12 protein-coding genes are annotated in these 14,021 nt (G+C 63.1%); 5 read left to right on the plus strand and 7 right to left on the minus strand.

All coding sequences use genetic code 11. The features are described from left to right. Nucleotides 1-72: 72 nt before the first annotated feature. From DEJ54_RS11530 to DEJ54_RS11550, 5 genes are all read left to right on the plus strand, one after another. Nucleotides 73-1,632 carry a LysM peptidoglycan-binding domain-containing protein gene (locus DEJ54_RS11530; protein WP_113154691.1) on the plus strand — a complete coding sequence of 520 codons (1,560 nt, stop codon included), beginning with the start codon at nucleotides 73-75 and terminating at the stop codon, nucleotides 1,630-1,632. Nucleotides 1,633-1,711: 79 nt separating this feature from the next. Then, on the plus strand, nucleotides 1,712-2,071 hold the full coding sequence (locus DEJ54_RS11535; RefSeq protein ID WP_113154692.1) for a helix-turn-helix transcriptional regulator: 360 nt from the start codon (nucleotides 1,712-1,714) through the stop codon (nucleotides 2,069-2,071). Next, a complete protein-coding gene (locus DEJ54_RS11540; protein WP_113154693.1) occupies nucleotides 2,061-3,938 on the plus strand; it encodes an ABC transporter ATP-binding protein/permease in 1,878 nt (625 codons plus the stop codon). Before DEJ54_RS11535 ends, DEJ54_RS11540 begins: the two co-directional genes overlap by 11 nt. Nucleotides 3,939-4,263: 325 nt before the next feature. Next, nucleotides 4,264-4,962 carry a phosphatidylserine decarboxylase gene (locus DEJ54_RS11545; protein ID WP_113154694.1) on the plus strand — a complete coding sequence of 233 codons (699 nt, stop codon included), beginning with the start codon at nucleotides 4,264-4,266 and terminating at the stop codon, nucleotides 4,960-4,962. Next, a complete protein-coding gene (locus DEJ54_RS11550; RefSeq protein WP_113154695.1) occupies nucleotides 4,962-5,795 on the plus strand; it encodes a phosphatidylcholine/phosphatidylserine synthase in 834 nt (277 codons plus the stop codon). The genes DEJ54_RS11545 and DEJ54_RS11550 overlap by 1 nt, the downstream gene beginning before the upstream one ends. A 234-nt stretch (nucleotides 5,796-6,029) precedes the next feature. Here the strand turns inward: DEJ54_RS11550 and DEJ54_RS11555 are convergent, their stop codons facing one another. The 7 genes from DEJ54_RS11555 to DEJ54_RS11585 form a co-directional block, all read right to left on the minus strand. Then, nucleotides 6,030-6,701 (minus strand): 1-acyl-sn-glycerol-3-phosphate acyltransferase, encoded by a 672-nt coding sequence (locus DEJ54_RS11555; RefSeq protein ID WP_113154696.1) that lies wholly within the window; start codon nucleotides 6,699-6,701, stop codon nucleotides 6,030-6,032. Nucleotides 6,702-6,908: 207 nt separating this feature from the next. Then, nucleotides 6,909-7,658, minus strand: a complete 750-nt coding sequence (locus DEJ54_RS11560) for an SDR family NAD(P)-dependent oxidoreductase (protein WP_113154697.1) — start codon at nucleotides 7,656-7,658, stop codon at nucleotides 6,909-6,911. After that, nucleotides 7,655-9,130 (minus strand): amidophosphoribosyltransferase, encoded by a 1,476-nt coding sequence (gene purF, locus DEJ54_RS11565; protein ID WP_113154698.1) that lies wholly within the window; start codon nucleotides 9,128-9,130, stop codon nucleotides 7,655-7,657. Before purF ends, DEJ54_RS11560 begins: the two co-directional genes overlap by 4 nt. 42 nt (nucleotides 9,131-9,172) lie before the next feature. After that, entirely contained in the window at nucleotides 9,173-9,712 is a 540-nt protein-coding gene (locus DEJ54_RS11570) for a CvpA family protein (RefSeq protein WP_113154699.1), read from the minus strand. A 99-nt stretch (nucleotides 9,713-9,811) separates the two neighbouring features. Then, the gene (gene radA, locus DEJ54_RS11575) at nucleotides 9,812-11,200 is read right to left on the minus strand and encodes a DNA repair protein RadA (RefSeq protein WP_113154700.1); all 1,389 of its coding nucleotides are present in this window, start codon (nucleotides 11,198-11,200) and stop codon (nucleotides 9,812-9,814) included. Further along, nucleotides 11,200-12,375 (minus strand): alanine racemase, encoded by a 1,176-nt coding sequence (gene alr, locus DEJ54_RS11580; protein ID WP_113154701.1) that lies wholly within the window; start codon nucleotides 12,373-12,375, stop codon nucleotides 11,200-11,202. Before alr ends, radA begins: the two co-directional genes overlap by 1 nt. 7 nt (nucleotides 12,376-12,382) lie before the next feature. Next, nucleotides 12,383-13,873, minus strand: a complete 1,491-nt coding sequence (locus DEJ54_RS11585) for a replicative DNA helicase (protein ID WP_113154702.1) — start codon at nucleotides 13,871-13,873, stop codon at nucleotides 12,383-12,385. Nucleotides 13,874-14,021: the final 148 nt, after the last annotated feature.

The following is a 14,021-nucleotide window of genomic DNA, read 5'->3' on the forward strand; positions in this document are numbered from 1 at the left end:
AGGGCAAGGGCTTTTTCTTGTAGGCGGAGTGAAAAAGCGTTACAGCCTGTCATAAACGGAAAAACGTGCATTATGGGCTTTACACCTTCCAAGGGGCTTCTCTTCGTCTCCGGCGCCGTCATTGCGGGTCTCGGAGCAGCATATGTTCTGGGCGCATTTGATAAGCCGGAGCCGTCGCCGGCTGCCGTTTCAGGGGCTCCCGATGCTGCTGCGCCAGCCACACCATCTGCAAAACCTGATGACGCGAAGGCCGCAGCCGACACCAAGGAAGCGCGTCTTGAGGAAGCTGCGAGCGCAGACAATGCGAAGGCTTCGGACGCGCTGAGCCCGGCGGAAGAGGTCTTGCCGCCGTCCTTCGACATCGTCCGTGTCGAGCCGAATGGCTCCATGGTGATTGCCGGGCGGGCTGCGCCCGATGCGCAGGTCGAGATCATCAATGGGTCTTCCGTTCTCGCCATTGCCACAACAGGCTCTTCAGGGGATTTCGCCGCGGTTCTCGACGAGCCGCTGGAGCCGGGCGACTATCAGATCGTGCTGCGCGCGACGACCGGGGACAATGTGGTCGCGACCTCGCTGGAAACGGCCATCGTGACCGTTCCCGACGACGAGACCGGTCAGGTGCTTGCCCTGGTGGACAAGCCGGGCGCGCCAAGCCGCCTCATCACCGTGCCGGAAGCAAAGGCCCCGCAGGCGGAGACTGCACAGGCGTCCGCTCCCGCAGCAGCGCCCGGGCAGGGGGAAGGCGAGCAGCTTGCCGCTTCTGATGCCGGTGCGCCGGTAGCAAATGCACCGGCACGACAGGATGCGACGCAGCCCGCAGCTGAAACTCGGGCGACGGGCGAAGAGCCGGGCGGGACAGCCAGCGCCCAGGATGCGCAGCCGGCCGCAACAGGTGAGGCTCCGGCCCAGACGCCGAAAGCGCAGAGCGCGACGTCCCTCTTCATCGAGGCGGTTGAAATCGACGGTGGCGAGGTGTTCGTCGCCGGTGCGGCGCGGGCGGGAAGCACGCTGCGCGTCTACGCAAACCAGATCCTGCTCGGCGAGACGGTCGCCACGCCCAACGGGCGCTTCCTGATCGAGGCGACGCGCGAACTGCCGGTCGGGGACTATATCGTCCGGGCCGACATGCTGTCGGATGACGGCCGCACCGTGATCGGGCGCGCAGCCGTGCCTTTCACACGCTCCGAAGGCGAGCAGATCGCAGCGGTCGCGAAGCCGGAGGGGCAGGCCCCGACGCTGAATGATGCAAGCAATGGCAAGGATGCGCGTCTGCCCGAGGGCAATGGTCAGGCGGCAGACGGTGCGGGCGAAAGCACGCCCCAGGGCCAGCAGGCCGTCGCATCTGCCGGCGACAGCGCGTCGGAGAACGGAGCCACCGCTCCGAAGCTCGCGCCTGTCGATGGCTCCGTGATCATTCGTCGTGGCGACACGCTCTGGCACATTTCGCGGCGCGTTTACGGGCAGGGCATCCGCTACACGACGCTTTATCTGGCAAATCAGGATCAGATCGAGGATCCCGACCGCATCTGGCCGGGGCAGGTTTTCGCCGTGCCCGAGACCACGCAGGAAGGCGAGCCGGCCGACATGAAGGCCATCGAAGAGCGCATGGTCACGCCGGAAAATCCGGGTTAGCCAAAAGGAAAATCCGCGTAGCCCTTGAAGAATGGCAGGCTTTCATCGTATATCGCCGATTAACGATGAAAGGTTTGCCATGGCACGCGCCCTGTCGGATGAATGTTGCCCGCACCAGAAGCTGGTGCAGGGCTTCAATGCCCTGTCTCACCCTGCGCGGATCAAGATCCTCAAACACCTGTCGGGGTTTGACGCCTGCTGCTGCAAGGAAGTGGTGCAGCATCTGGATCTCGCCCAGTCCACGGTTTCCCAGCATCTGAAGGTGCTGGTGGAGGCGGGGCTGGTGCAGGTGCGACCGGAGCGTCAGAGCTCCCGCTATGAGGTCGATACCGAAGCGCTTGCCAGCCTTTCCGAAGCTTTGTCGCTGTTGACGCAAACCTGCGTTGACGCGAAAGAAAACAAGAAGTTACGGCTGGAGGCCGAAGCGAATGAGCAATAAGACCGTATCCGCGGAAGGCTCCACCCTCGAGACATTGCGCAATCTCTGGCCCTATATGTGGCCGAGCGACCGGGCGGATCTGAAACGGCGCGTGGTGATCGCGGCCTTCTTCCTGGTGCTGGCGAAGATCATCCTGGTTTTCGTGCCCTATTTCTACAAATGGGCGACCAACACGCTGTCGGGCGAGGGCACGGCGCCGGCTTTCCTGCCGGCCATGCTGGCCGGGCCGATCATGCTGGTCGTTGCCTATAACGTGGTGCGGGTTGTCCAGCTTGGCTTCAACCAGCTGCGCGATGCGCTGTTTGCACGTGTCGGGCAGCATGCTGTCCGGCAGCTTGCCCACCGCACCTTCGTGCACATGCACAATCTCTCGCTGCGCTTTCATCTGGAGCGCCGCACGGGCGGCCTGTCGCGCATCATCGAGCGCGGCACCAAGGGCATCGACACGATTGTCCGCTTCACGATCCTGAACACGATCCCGACGCTCTTGGAATTCCTGCTGGCGGCGGGCATCTTCGCCTTCGCCTATGGCTGGATCTACGTGGCCATCGTCGCTGTCACCGTCTGGCTCTACACCTGGTTCACGGTGAAGGCGAGCGACTGGCGGATCGGCATTCGCCGGCAGATGAACGATTCCGACACGGAAGCCAACACCAAGGCAATCGACTCGCTGCTCAATTTCGAGACCGTCAAATATTTCAACAATGAGGCCATGGAGGCCCGCCGCTTCGACCGTTCCATGGAGCGTTATGAGGATGCGGCGACCCGCACCTGGACCTCGCTTGGCTGGTTGAACTTCGGGCAGGGCGTCATTCTGGGGCTCGGCATGACGGCGGCCATGGGGCTTTCTGCCTATGAGGTGATGCAGGGTACGCAGACCGTGGGCGATTTCGTCTTCATCAACGCCATGCTGATGCAGCTCTCCATCCCGCTCAACTTCATCGGCTTCGTCTATCGCGAAATCCGTCAGGGCCTGACCGACATCGAGCAGATGTTCGACCTGCTGGATGTGAGCGCGGAAGTGACCGACAAGCCGGATGCAAAGCCGCTTGAGGTCGATCAGGGCACGGTCCGTTTCCACGATGTGCGCTTTTCCTACGATCCCGAGCGTCCGATCCTCAAGGGCGTCGATTTCGAGATCCCGGCTGGCAACACCGTTGCCGTTGTCGGGCCTTCGGGCGCTGGCAAATCCACCATCTCGCGCCTTCTCTTCCGCTTCTACGATGCGCAGAGCGGCGAGATCACCATTGATGGTCAGAACGTCAAGGATGTGACGCAGAAGAGCCTGCGAGCGGCCATCGGCATGGTTCCGCAGGACACGGTCCTGTTCAACGACACGATCGCCTACAACATCCGCTATGGCCGGCCAGACGCCACGGATGAAGAGGTGCGCAAGGCCGCCGAGATGGCGCAGATCGGGGCTTTCATCGAAAGCCTGCCGGAAGGCTATGACACGATGGTCGGTGAGCGCGGGCTGAAGCTCTCGGGCGGCGAGAAGCAGCGCGTCGCGATTGCGCGCACCATCCTCAAGGCCCCGCCCATCCTGCTGCTCGATGAGGCGACCTCTGCGCTCGACACGCATACGGAGCAGGAAATTCAGGCCGCGCTCGACACGGTCAGCCGTGGGCGCACCACGCTGGTCATCGCGCACCGCCTGTCCACCGTCATCAATGCCGACGAGATCATCGTGCTCAAGGGCGGCGAAATCGCCGAACGCGGCCGCCATCTCGCACTGCTTGATGCGGGCGGTCTCTATGCCGAGATGTGGAACCGTCAGCGCGAGGCGACGGAAGCCGAAGAGGCTCTGCGCAAGGCGCGCGAAACGGACGAGATGGGCGTGGTCGTGCGCCGCGAGCCTGCCTACTGACGGACCGGTGGATTGTTTCGGGTTCGACTGGATGTCGGACCCGGAAAATCATCCGAAACAAGAACTTGTCGGCGGATATACTGGTTCCGACATTTGCCTTCATTGCCCTCGCATTGCACATGCAGGTGTTGGAAACCAACCGGTGATTAGGTCAGATCGCCGTGCGTCCGTTCGGACGCACAAAGGACGATCTAAATAATGGATGGAGCATCGGATTAACCGAAAACCGGTTTCCACTTTTCGGTCCGATGCTCTAACGCGTTGCGGGACAACCCGGATTCCGTTACGAAGGCCGCTACTTCATTCGATTTGAAAGTGGCCTTTCATGAGCCTTGTTGACACGATCCGCAAAACCTTCGTGCCGATACACCGGGAGGGGTATCCCTTTATCGCAGCCTTTGCCGGCGCCACCATCATTCTCGGCTTTATCTGGGAACCGCTGTTCTGGATCGGCCTGATCCTGACCGCCTGGTGCGTGTATTTCTATCGTGACCCCGAGCGCGTAACGCCCGTCGACGACGACCTGGTCATCGCGCCTGCCGATGGCGTCATTTCCTTTGTCGGCCCCGCCGTTCCGCCCGCCGAACTCGGCATGGGCGAAGGGGAGATGACCCGCATCTCCGTCTTCATGAATGTCTTTTCCTGCCACATCAACCGCGCGCCGGTGCGCGGCCGCATCTCGCTGATCGAGCATCGGCCGGGCCGCTTCCTCAATGCCGAGCTCGACAAGGCCAGCGCCGAGAACGAGCGCAATGGCCTCGTGATCGAAAGCCCGCATGGCCCGATCCCGGTGGTGCAGATTGCCGGTCTCGTGGCGCGGCGCATCGTGTGCTGGGCGGAAGCGCCGGGCGAGATCGCCGTGGGTGAGCGCTTCGGCCTGATCCGCTTCGGGTCACGCGTTGATGTCTATCTGCCGGCAGGCGCCGTTCCGCGCGTCGCCATCGGCCAGACTTCCGTTGGCGGCGAGACCGTTCTTGCAGCGTTCGACAGTGCGCTGAAACAGCCCATCGTGCGGGTTTCCTGATGGCCGGGCCCTTTCCACCATTTGAGCCGCACGGCGGGGGCGGGCCGAAGCTGAGTGAAATTCCCCTGCGCATGCTGGTGCCGAACGTGATTACCGTTCTGGCCATCTGCGCGGGGCTTTCGGGCATCCGGCTCGCCTTTGAGGGGCGGGTCGAGATCGCCGTTGTGATGGTCCTCATCGCCGCGTTTCTGGACGCCGTGGACGGGCGTGTTGCGCGCATGCTCAAGGCGTCGTCCAATTTCGGCGCGCAGATGGATTCGCTGGCCGACATCGTCAATTTCGGTGTTGCGCCGCCGCTGGTGCTTTATGCCTATGTGCTGGATCAGGCGGGCGCGCTGGGCTGGATTGCGGCGCTGCTCTTCGCCATCGCGTGCTGCCTGCGTCTTGCCCGCTTCAACGTGATGCTGGATGATCCGAACCGTCCTGCATGGCACACGGACTATTTCGTCGGCGTGCCGGCTCCGGCCGGGGCGGCACTGGTTCTGTTACCCGTTTATCTGGGCTTTCTCGGCATCGCGCCGGACATGACCATGGCGCTTGCAGCCTCTGCCTACACGGTGCTGATCGGCTTCCTGCTCGTCAGCCGCCTGCCGGTCTATTCGGGAAAAAGCTCCGGCAGCCGCGTCCCGCGTGAATATGTGCTGCCGCTTATTCTGGGACTTGCGCTCTATGTGCTGCTTCTGACGAGCTACACCTGGCTCACGCTGACGGTCTCCGCCGGCTGCTACCTGATCTTCCTCATCTTCAGCATGCGCGCCTATTCGCGTCGTGCCGAGCGGGAAGAGCAGAAGGCTGCGGAAGCCGCTGCCAAGGCAGAAGACAAGGAAGCGTAAGGCCGGCCGGCCTTGCGCTCACCAGACATCCGCTCAGAGTCATTCCAGGAAAAACGGGACCGGTTTGCGTCCGGGACTGCACAAAACAGAAAATTGGAGCGTTTTCGCGATTCGACGAAAAGCGGAAACGCTTCAAGTGCGGAAAGGCGAGGGGGCGAGTGGGGAAGCGTTTCTTGAAGCGCTGAAGCCGCCCCAGACCATTTCACGCTCCTCTGGAGCGTTTTGCGAGGGCGCTCAGCCTTCAGCGTCGGCGGCTGCCGCCGGTGCGCCGCGCACTTCGATCATCCGTTCAAACAGGGCTTCGGAAGCGCGCATGTTCTCGCGCGGCGAACGCGCAATCAGTTCCTCGATTGTCATCGGTTCCAGCGTGCGCACGTGGCGTGCAGGCACAAACCCGCGCCGTTCCATATAGACGGGAACCACCCGGGCCTCGGCCTTCAGCGCGATGCGGGCCACGGCGCGGAACAGCCGGAAGGTCTTGGTGTCAGGATTGACGTCGTTGGGCATGTAGACGGCGAGGCGGCCATTGCCGCGCAGACGGCGCACCAGCCGGCGGCTCACAAACACATGATGTGCGTTGAAGGCAATGGTGCGGGCAAGCGCGCGCCACGGCTCCAGAAACGGAGACTTTGCGGAAAACTCATCCAGAATGTGCAGTGTGTCGTCGGGCAGGAGAGCGAGCATGGCCGCCGGGTCGAGGCTCGACTGGTGCCACACCACATAGATCACCGGAGTATCCGCCTTGCGCGCCGTATCGACCCCGCGGTCACTGATGCGCAGAAGGAGCTTCAGCGGCGCGTGCAGGGCCGCCTGGTGGAAGCTGACGCCGCGTCGATACTGAACGATGGCTGCCATCGCCGCCCACAGGGCAACAATGAGCAGAACAAGCTCTATGATCAGAATCATGCCGCGTCTCCCAATCGCCGGGGCTCAGGCCGATTGGCGAGAGCGCGCCAGCACTATGATCTACGTTCTGGTTGCATCGCCGGTCGTCGGCGGAACCTGCCGTAGCCCCTCGTGGCGCGGCGTCTTCGTCCGCTGCCGCGTTGAAAGGTAACGAAAGGGGCTGGCAGGTCAATCGCGAAGGCCGGCTGCAGGGAACCGGCCCATGTCTCATTCCGGCATCTGGTAGCGCGTAAAGGCGTTTTTCTTTACGTCGAAGATCAGGCCGGTCTCGGTCAGCTCGGGGCTGGCGAGCGGCAGTATCTTTGCCGCGACCTCGGAAGGATGGGGCAGGGTGTCGGGATCTTCGCCCGGCATTGCCTGTGCGCGCATGGCGGTGCGGGTTGCGCCCGGATTCACCGCATTGATGCGCAGCGGCATGTTCTTGGTCTCATCCGCCCAGGAGCGCGCCATGGCCTCCACGGCGGCCTTGGAAGCCGCATAGGGGCCCCAGAACGCGCGTGCGGAGTGTGCCGCACCCGAAGACATGATGATCGCACGGCCCGCGTCAGAGGCGCGCAAAAGCGGGTCAACGGAGCGGATAAGCCGCCAGGTCGCGGTGACGTTGATGTTCATCACCTTTTCGAAGACCTTGGCCTCCACATGGCCGAGCGGGGCGATGACGCCCAGAATGCCGGCATTTGCGACCATGATGTCGAGCTTGCCCCAGCGTTCGTGGATCGCGCCGCCAATGCGGTCGATGCCGGCCATGTCCGTCAGGTCCAGAGGCACGAGCGTGGCTTCGCCGCCCTGCGCCTTGATCTCGTCATCGAGTTCTTCGAGGCCGCCCACGGTGCGGGCCACGGCAATCACATGGGCCCCGCAGGCCGCCATTTCCTTCGCGAGAAAATAGCCGATGCCGCGCGAAGCGCCGGTGACCAGCGCAAGCCGGCCGCTTAAATCAGGTTTCTTGTATGTCATTGACCGCCTGCTGCGAGGAGAGAAAGCGTGCGCACATTGTCCGTGCTGTCGTGATCGGTCAACCGCGTCGGATAGTCCTTGGTGAAGCAGGCGTCGCAATATTGCGGCTGCTCGGCGTTGCGCGCTGCCTCGCCGACGGCGCGGTAAAGCCCGTCAATGGTCAGGAAGGCGAGCGAGTCGACGCGGATGAAGTCGGCCATTTCCTCGACCGACATGCGCGAGGCGAGGAGTTTTGAGGCTTCCGGCGTGTCGACGCCATAGAAGCAGGGCGAGCGCGTGGGCGGGGAGGCGATGCGCATATGCACTTCGGCTGCGCCGGCGTCGCGCACCATCTGCACGATCTTCTGGCTGGTGGTGCCGCGCACGATGGAGTCATCCACCAGCACCACGCGCTTGCCTTCGATGCAGAGGCGGTTCGCGTTGTGCTTCAGCTTCACACCCATATGGCGGATGGAATCGGTCGGCTGGATGAAGGTGCGGCCCACATAGTGGTTGCGGATGATGCCCAGCTCGAACGGCAGATTGGCCGCCTGTGCGTAGCCAATGGCCGCCGGCGTGCCCGAATCGGGAACCGGAACAACGATGTCGGCATCCACCGGCATCTCGCGGGCAAGCTCCGCACCGATTTCCTTGCGCACCTCATAGACATTGCGTCCCTCGACGAGGGAGTCGGGCCGCGCAAAGTAGACGTATTCGAAGATGCAGAAGCGGGGCTTCTCCTTGACCTCGAAGGGGAAGTGGCTTTCCACGCCCTTCTCGGTCACGACAATCATTTCGCCGGGCTTCACGTCGCGCACGAAGCGCGCGCCGATGATGTCGAGCGCACAGGTCTCCGAGGACAGGATATAAGCCCCGTCCAGATCGCCCAGAACCAGCGGGCGGATGCCCAGCGGATCGCGGCAGCCGATCATCTTCTTGGAGGTCAGCGCGACGATGGAGAAGGCGCCCTCGATCTGCTGCACCGCATCGATGAAGCGGGCATTGATGTCCTGCTCCTTGCTGGTGGCGACGAGGTGGAGAACGGTCTCCGTGTCCGATGTGGACGAGAAGATCGAGCCTTCCTTCTGCAGTTTGCGCTGCACCGTCATGGCGTTGGTGATGTTGCCGTTATGAGCGACGGCAAGGCCGCCGTCGGAGAGCTCGGCAAAGAAGGGCTGCACGTTGCGCAGGCCCGAACCGCCGGTCGTCGCGTAACGGGTGTGCCCGATGGCGCGGCTACCATGCAGCCGGTCGATCACGGACTGTTTCGTGAACGTGTCGCCGATCAGGCCGATATGGCGTTCGACGTGGAACTGGGTGCCGTCGAAGGAGACGATGCCCGCCGCCTCCTGACCGCGATGCTGCAAGGCATGCAGGCCAAGCGTGACGATCGCGGCCGCATCACTGCGACCGAAAATGCCGAACACGCCGCATTCGTCGTGAAAATGGTCGTCCGCTTCGCCTGCGAGAGGCAAATTGTCTTCCAATGCCATTTCTGGCCGCCCTTTCATTGTGACACAGACGGCCCGTGACCGTCAGTTAGCGGTTTCACCTTCGCCGGACACACCGTTGGACAGGCGATCGAAAACCGAGTTGTCCGGATCGTCCGGAAGCAGGCTCTGAATCCACTGGCCCACACCGTCCAGCAGGGGACGGGACTTTGCTTCCGTAACCCATTCCGGCGGGTTTGCACCCATCAGCCAGTTGAGGAACAGAAGCGCCACGGCAACCACCAGGATACCGCGTGCGGCGCCATAGAGAAAGCCGAGCGTGCGATCAAGCGCGCCGATGCGCGAATCGATGATGAAGTCCGCGATCTTCATCGTGATGATCGTCACCACGATCAGCGCCACGAAAAACACCGCCGCAGCCGCAACCGCGAGCGCCAGCATCTCGTTGCTGATATAGGGCGCCACATAGGGCAAAACCAGCGGATGCAGGTAGTAAGCCGCGATGGCTGCCGCAACCCAGGAGGCGATGGACAGCACTTCGCGCGAGAAACCGCGCACCATGGCCAGCATGGCCGAAACAAGCGTGAAGCCGACAAGAATTCCGTCAAGCAACGTGATTGGCATTGTCACCCCTACTCCTTTGGCAGTTAGGATGCCCCCGCAAGGTCATGATTGTTGTCTTCCGGGCCACTGTCCGCCAATCGATCCGTTCATACCGTCCCGCTAGGCCGCCTTGGCGCCCGCGATGCGGGCAACCAGTTCGGCAAGCGCTTCGGGCCGCGCCGACCGTGCTGCGATGGCACCCGATCCGTCCTCGTTGCCCGGCGGCATGACCGCTTGGGCGAAACCGAGCTTTTCGGCTTCCTTGAGACGGCTCGCTGCATGCGCAACGGGTCTGACAGCGCCCGAAAGGCTGATTTCGCCGAAATAGACGCAATCGGCTGGCAGGGCAAGCCCGGTGAGGGAGGAGACAAGTGCCGCAGCCACCGCCAGATCGGCCGCCGGCTCCGAAATCCGGTAGCCACCGGCCACATTCAGATAGACATCATGGGTTGCAAAGCGCACCCCGCAATGCGCCTCGAGAACGGCCAAGACCATGGAAAGTCTGGCGGAATCCCATCCCACCACTGCGCGGCGCGGCGTGCCGAGCGGCGAGGGGGCGACAAGCGCCTGGATTTCCACAAGAACCGGTCGCGTGCCCTCCATCCCGGCGAAGACTGCAGCGCCCGGAGCGGCCGCGCTGCGCTCGCCCAGAAAGAGTTCGGACGGGTTGGAGACTTCCCGCAGCCCCTTGTCGCCCATCTCGAACACGCCGATTTCGTCGGTCGGGCCGAAACGGTTCTTCACCGTGCGCAGGATGCGGTAGTGATGGCCGCCTTCGCCCTCGAAATAGAGAACGCCATCCACCATGTGCTCCACCACGCGGGGGCCGGCGATCTGGCCTTCCTTGGTCACGTGCCCGACGAGCACGACAGCTGCGCCGGTGGATTTTGCATAGCGGATCATGGCCTGCGCCGAGGCGCGCACCTGTGTCACGGTGCCGGGGGCTGAATCGGCCATGTCCGTCCACAGGGTCTGGATCGAGTCCAGAATGACGAGATCGGGCCGTTTTCCGTCCTCGATGGTCGCCAGAATGTCTTCCACATTGGTCTCGGCGGCCAGTTCCACGGGCTGCTGCGCCACATGGAGACGCTGCGCACGCAGACGGATCTGCGCCACCGCTTCTTCGCCCGATACGTAGACGATGCGGTGGCCGCGCTCAGCGAGGGCGGCTGCTGCCTGTGTCAGAAGGGTGGATTTGCCGATGCCCGGATCGCCGCCGACCAGCAGCGCCGAGCCGCGCACGAAGCCGCCGCCGGTCACCCGGTCAAGCTCGCCGATGCCGGTGGTGATGCGCGGTGCATCCTCGATGTCGCCGGAAAGCGTGGTGAGCGCCACGGCGCGTCCCTTGCGGGCCTTGCGCGAGGCGGCCTGCGGGCCGGAGCCGATGCCGCTCGACGTGCCTTCCTCGACCAGCGTGTTCCACGCGCCGCATCCGTCGCATTTGCCGGCCCAGCGCGCATGCACCGTGCCGCAGTTCTGGCAGATGAACTGGACGCGTGCGCGGGCCATCAGATGCGGTCCCCGCCATGCACGTAATGCCGCTCATAGCGGCGGCCGAGCGAGGTCAGCAGCTCATAGGAGATCGTGCCGCAGGCCATTGCCACGTCGTCGACGGGCATGTTGTGGCCGATGAGCTCGATGAAGTCGCCCACCTGAAGCGCATCGGGGCCGAGATCGGTCACGTCGAACAGGGTGAGGTCCATGGTGATGCGGCCGATCACCGGCACGCGCTCGCCATCCACGAAACCGCATGCGCCTTCGGGCACCGTGTTGCGCAGCGGCACGCCCGCGCCGGAGCCGGAGCGGTGGTAGCCATCGGCATAGCCGGTTGCGGTGACCGCCAGAAGCGTGTCGCGGGTTACAGGTGTCGCACCGTAGCTGACCGTGCCGCCGGCGGGCACCTGACGCAGTTGCGCGATGCGTGCCTGAACCGTGGCCACGGGCTGCATCGGATTTTCCGTATCGTTTACGGGATTGCTACCGTAAAGCGACACGCCCGGGCGCGTTACATCGCACAGGAATTCCCCGCCCAGAAAGATGCCGGCGGAGTTCGCCAGACTTGATTCTGCATCTGGGAAAAGTGCGCAAAGCGCCTGAAATGATTCCAGTTGTTGCCGGTTCATCGGATGGGCCGGCGTGTCGGCGCAGGCCAGGTGGCTGAGGATCAGCCGCGGCGTCAGCGCGCCGGTCAGGGCGTTCTCCTGCGCCAGAATGCGGGTCCGCTCCGGCGTCAGGCCGAGCCGGTTCATGCCCGTCTCCACATGCAGCGCGCAGGGGCGTGGCGTGTCGCCATCATCCCAGCCATGGGCTTCCCAGATCGCCAGATCCGTCTGCGAGTTGAGCACCGGGATGAGACGCCCTTCGCGGTAGAAGGAGGCTGCCTCGGGGCTGAACAGGCCATTGAAGACATAGATCTCTGCATCGGGCGCGACTGCGCGCACGGCAAGACCCTCTTCGGGCAGGGCGACGAAGAACTTTCGGCAGCCCTCGGCGACCAGCGCCGCGACCACCGGACCGGCGCCCAGGCCATAGGCGTCGGCCTTCACCACGGCGGCTGCTTCCGCCGGGGTCGAGCGTTCGGCCATCTGCCGGTAATTGGCGACCAGAGCATCCAGGTCGACTGTCAGGCGGCCACCGGCAACGCGGGGGTCTGCGCCGCGCATCTGCGGATCGATTGAAGTCATGTCTTTGCTACTCAAAACGTTCTGGCATCCGATCTTCTTCGGCAAGATCGGAGAAGCGGGTGAATTCGCCGTGGAACGCGAGCTGAACCGTGCCTGTCGGACCGTGACGCTGCTTGGCGATGATGACCTCGGCCTTGCCGCGCACCTCGTTCATCTCGGCTTCCCACTGCATGTACTCTTCGGTGCCGGGCTTCGGCTCCTTGTTCTTTAGATAGTACTCGTCACGATAAACGAACAGAACCACGTCGGCGTCCTGCTCGATCGAGCCCGATTCACGAAGGTCGGCGAGCTGCGGGCGCTTGTCGTCACGCGCTTCCACCTGACGGGAGAGCTGTGACAGCGCGATGATCGGCGTCGAAAGCTCCTTGGCCAGCGCTTTCAGGCCGGTGGTGATTTCGGTGATTTCCTGCACGCGGTTCTGCGAGTTCTTGGAAGAACCCTGCATCAGCTGCACATAGTCGATGATGATGATGTCGAGGCCGCGCTGGCGCTTGAGGCGGCGCGCACGGGCAGCAAGCTGGGCGATGGAAATACCACCCGTCTGGTCGATGAAGAGCGGGATCTTCTGCATTGTCTGGGCGCAGGCCACAAGCTTCTCGAAATCGGTCTCGGTGATCTCACCGCGGCGGATCTTGGAGGAGGGGATTTCGGTCTGCTCGGAAATGATACGCGTGGCGAGCTGTTCGGACGACATTTCGAGCGAGAAGAAGCCGACCACGCCGCCATTGGCAGCCGCAAAGGAGCCATCGGCCTGCTGCTCTGGCTCATAGGCCGCAGCAATGTTGAAGGCGATGTTGGTCACAAGCGACGTCTTACCCATGGCAGGACGTCCGGCGAGGATAATAAGGTCAGAGGGCTGCAGTCCGCCCATGCGACCGTCAAGGTCGCGCAGGCCCGTCGAAATGCCCGAAAGGTGGCCGTCACGCATGAAGGCAGCGTTGGCCATGTCCACGGCGGTCTTGGTCGCATCGCCAAAGCTCTCGAAGCCGCCATCGTAGCGGCCGGTCTCGGCCAGTTCGAAGAGGCGTCGCTCGGCGTCCTCGATCTGCTTGTTGGGCGCCATGTCCACCGGCGCGTCATAGGCGATGTTGACCATGTCTTCGCCGACGGTGATCAGCGAACGCCGGACCGCCAGATCGTAGATGGCGCGGCCATAGTCGGAAGCGTTGATGATCGTCACGGCTTCGGCCGCCAGACGCGCAAGATACTGCGCCACGGTCAGTTCGCCGACTTTCTCCTCGGCAGGGAGAAACGTCTTGATGGTGACGGGGTTGGCCGTCTTGCCCATGCGGATCAGATCGCCGGCGACCTCGAAGATATTGCGGTGAAGCGGCTCATAGAAATGCTCCGCTTTCAGAAAGTCCGAGACACGGTAAAGGGCATCATTGTTGACCAGGATTGCGCCCAGCAATGCCTGCTCTGCCTCAATGTTGTTCGGTGCTTCGCGATAAAGCTTTGTTTCCGCTGTTTCGAGCTTGCGGACTGCCGCCTCTGCCATCTGAGCTCTTCCGGTGTTTCAGTGTCACTTGGCCCGGACAGACGCAATGCGAAACGTCCAGACCACCCCAATCATATGTCCTAGACGCTGCAGGCTCTGAGGATAAGACCTTGAAGGCTGTTCCAGCCTTCAAACCCCGCTATCCACC

The sequence above is a fragment of the Nitratireductor sp. OM-1 genome (genome assembly GCF_003296175.1).
In the GTDB taxonomy this organism is placed as follows: domain Bacteria; phylum Pseudomonadota; class Alphaproteobacteria; order Rhizobiales; family Rhizobiaceae; genus Nitratireductor; species Nitratireductor aquimarinus.

Bases quoted from the DNA above. Each gene is read 5' to 3' on its own strand.
- alr (WP_113154701.1), bottom strand. From the start codon at position 12,375: ATGACTTCAATCGATCCGCAGATGCGCGGCGCAGACCCCCGCGTTGCC.
- DEJ54_RS11550 (WP_113154695.1), top strand. From the start codon at position 4,962: ATGGCCGGGCCCTTTCCACCATTTGAGCCGCACGGCGGGGGCGGGCCG.
- purF (WP_113154698.1), bottom strand. From the start codon at position 9,130: ATGGCATTGGAAGACAATTTGCCTCTCGCAGGCGAAGCGGACGACCAT.
- radA (WP_113154700.1), bottom strand. From the start codon at position 11,200: ATGGCCCGCGCACGCGTCCAGTTCATCTGCCAGAACTGCGGCACGGTG.
- DEJ54_RS11540 (WP_113154693.1), top strand. From the start codon at position 2,061: ATGAGCAATAAGACCGTATCCGCGGAAGGCTCCACCCTCGAGACATTG.
- DEJ54_RS11545 (WP_113154694.1), top strand. From the start codon at position 4,264: ATGAGCCTTGTTGACACGATCCGCAAAACCTTCGTGCCGATACACCGG.
- DEJ54_RS11535 (WP_113154692.1), top strand. From the start codon at position 1,712: ATGGCACGCGCCCTGTCGGATGAATGTTGCCCGCACCAGAAGCTGGTG.
- DEJ54_RS11570 (WP_113154699.1), bottom strand. From the start codon at position 9,712: ATGCCAATCACGTTGCTTGACGGAATTCTTGTCGGCTTCACGCTTGTT.
- DEJ54_RS11530 (WP_113154691.1), top strand. From the start codon at position 73: ATGGGCTTTACACCTTCCAAGGGGCTTCTCTTCGTCTCCGGCGCCGTC.
- DEJ54_RS11555 (WP_113154696.1), bottom strand. From the start codon at position 6,701: ATGATTCTGATCATAGAGCTTGTTCTGCTCATTGTTGCCCTGTGGGCG.
- DEJ54_RS11560 (WP_113154697.1), bottom strand. From the start codon at position 7,658: ATGACATACAAGAAACCTGATTTAAGCGGCCGGCTTGCGCTGGTCACC.
- DEJ54_RS11585 (WP_113154702.1), bottom strand. From the start codon at position 13,873: ATGGCAGAGGCGGCAGTCCGCAAGCTCGAAACAGCGGAAACAAAGCTT.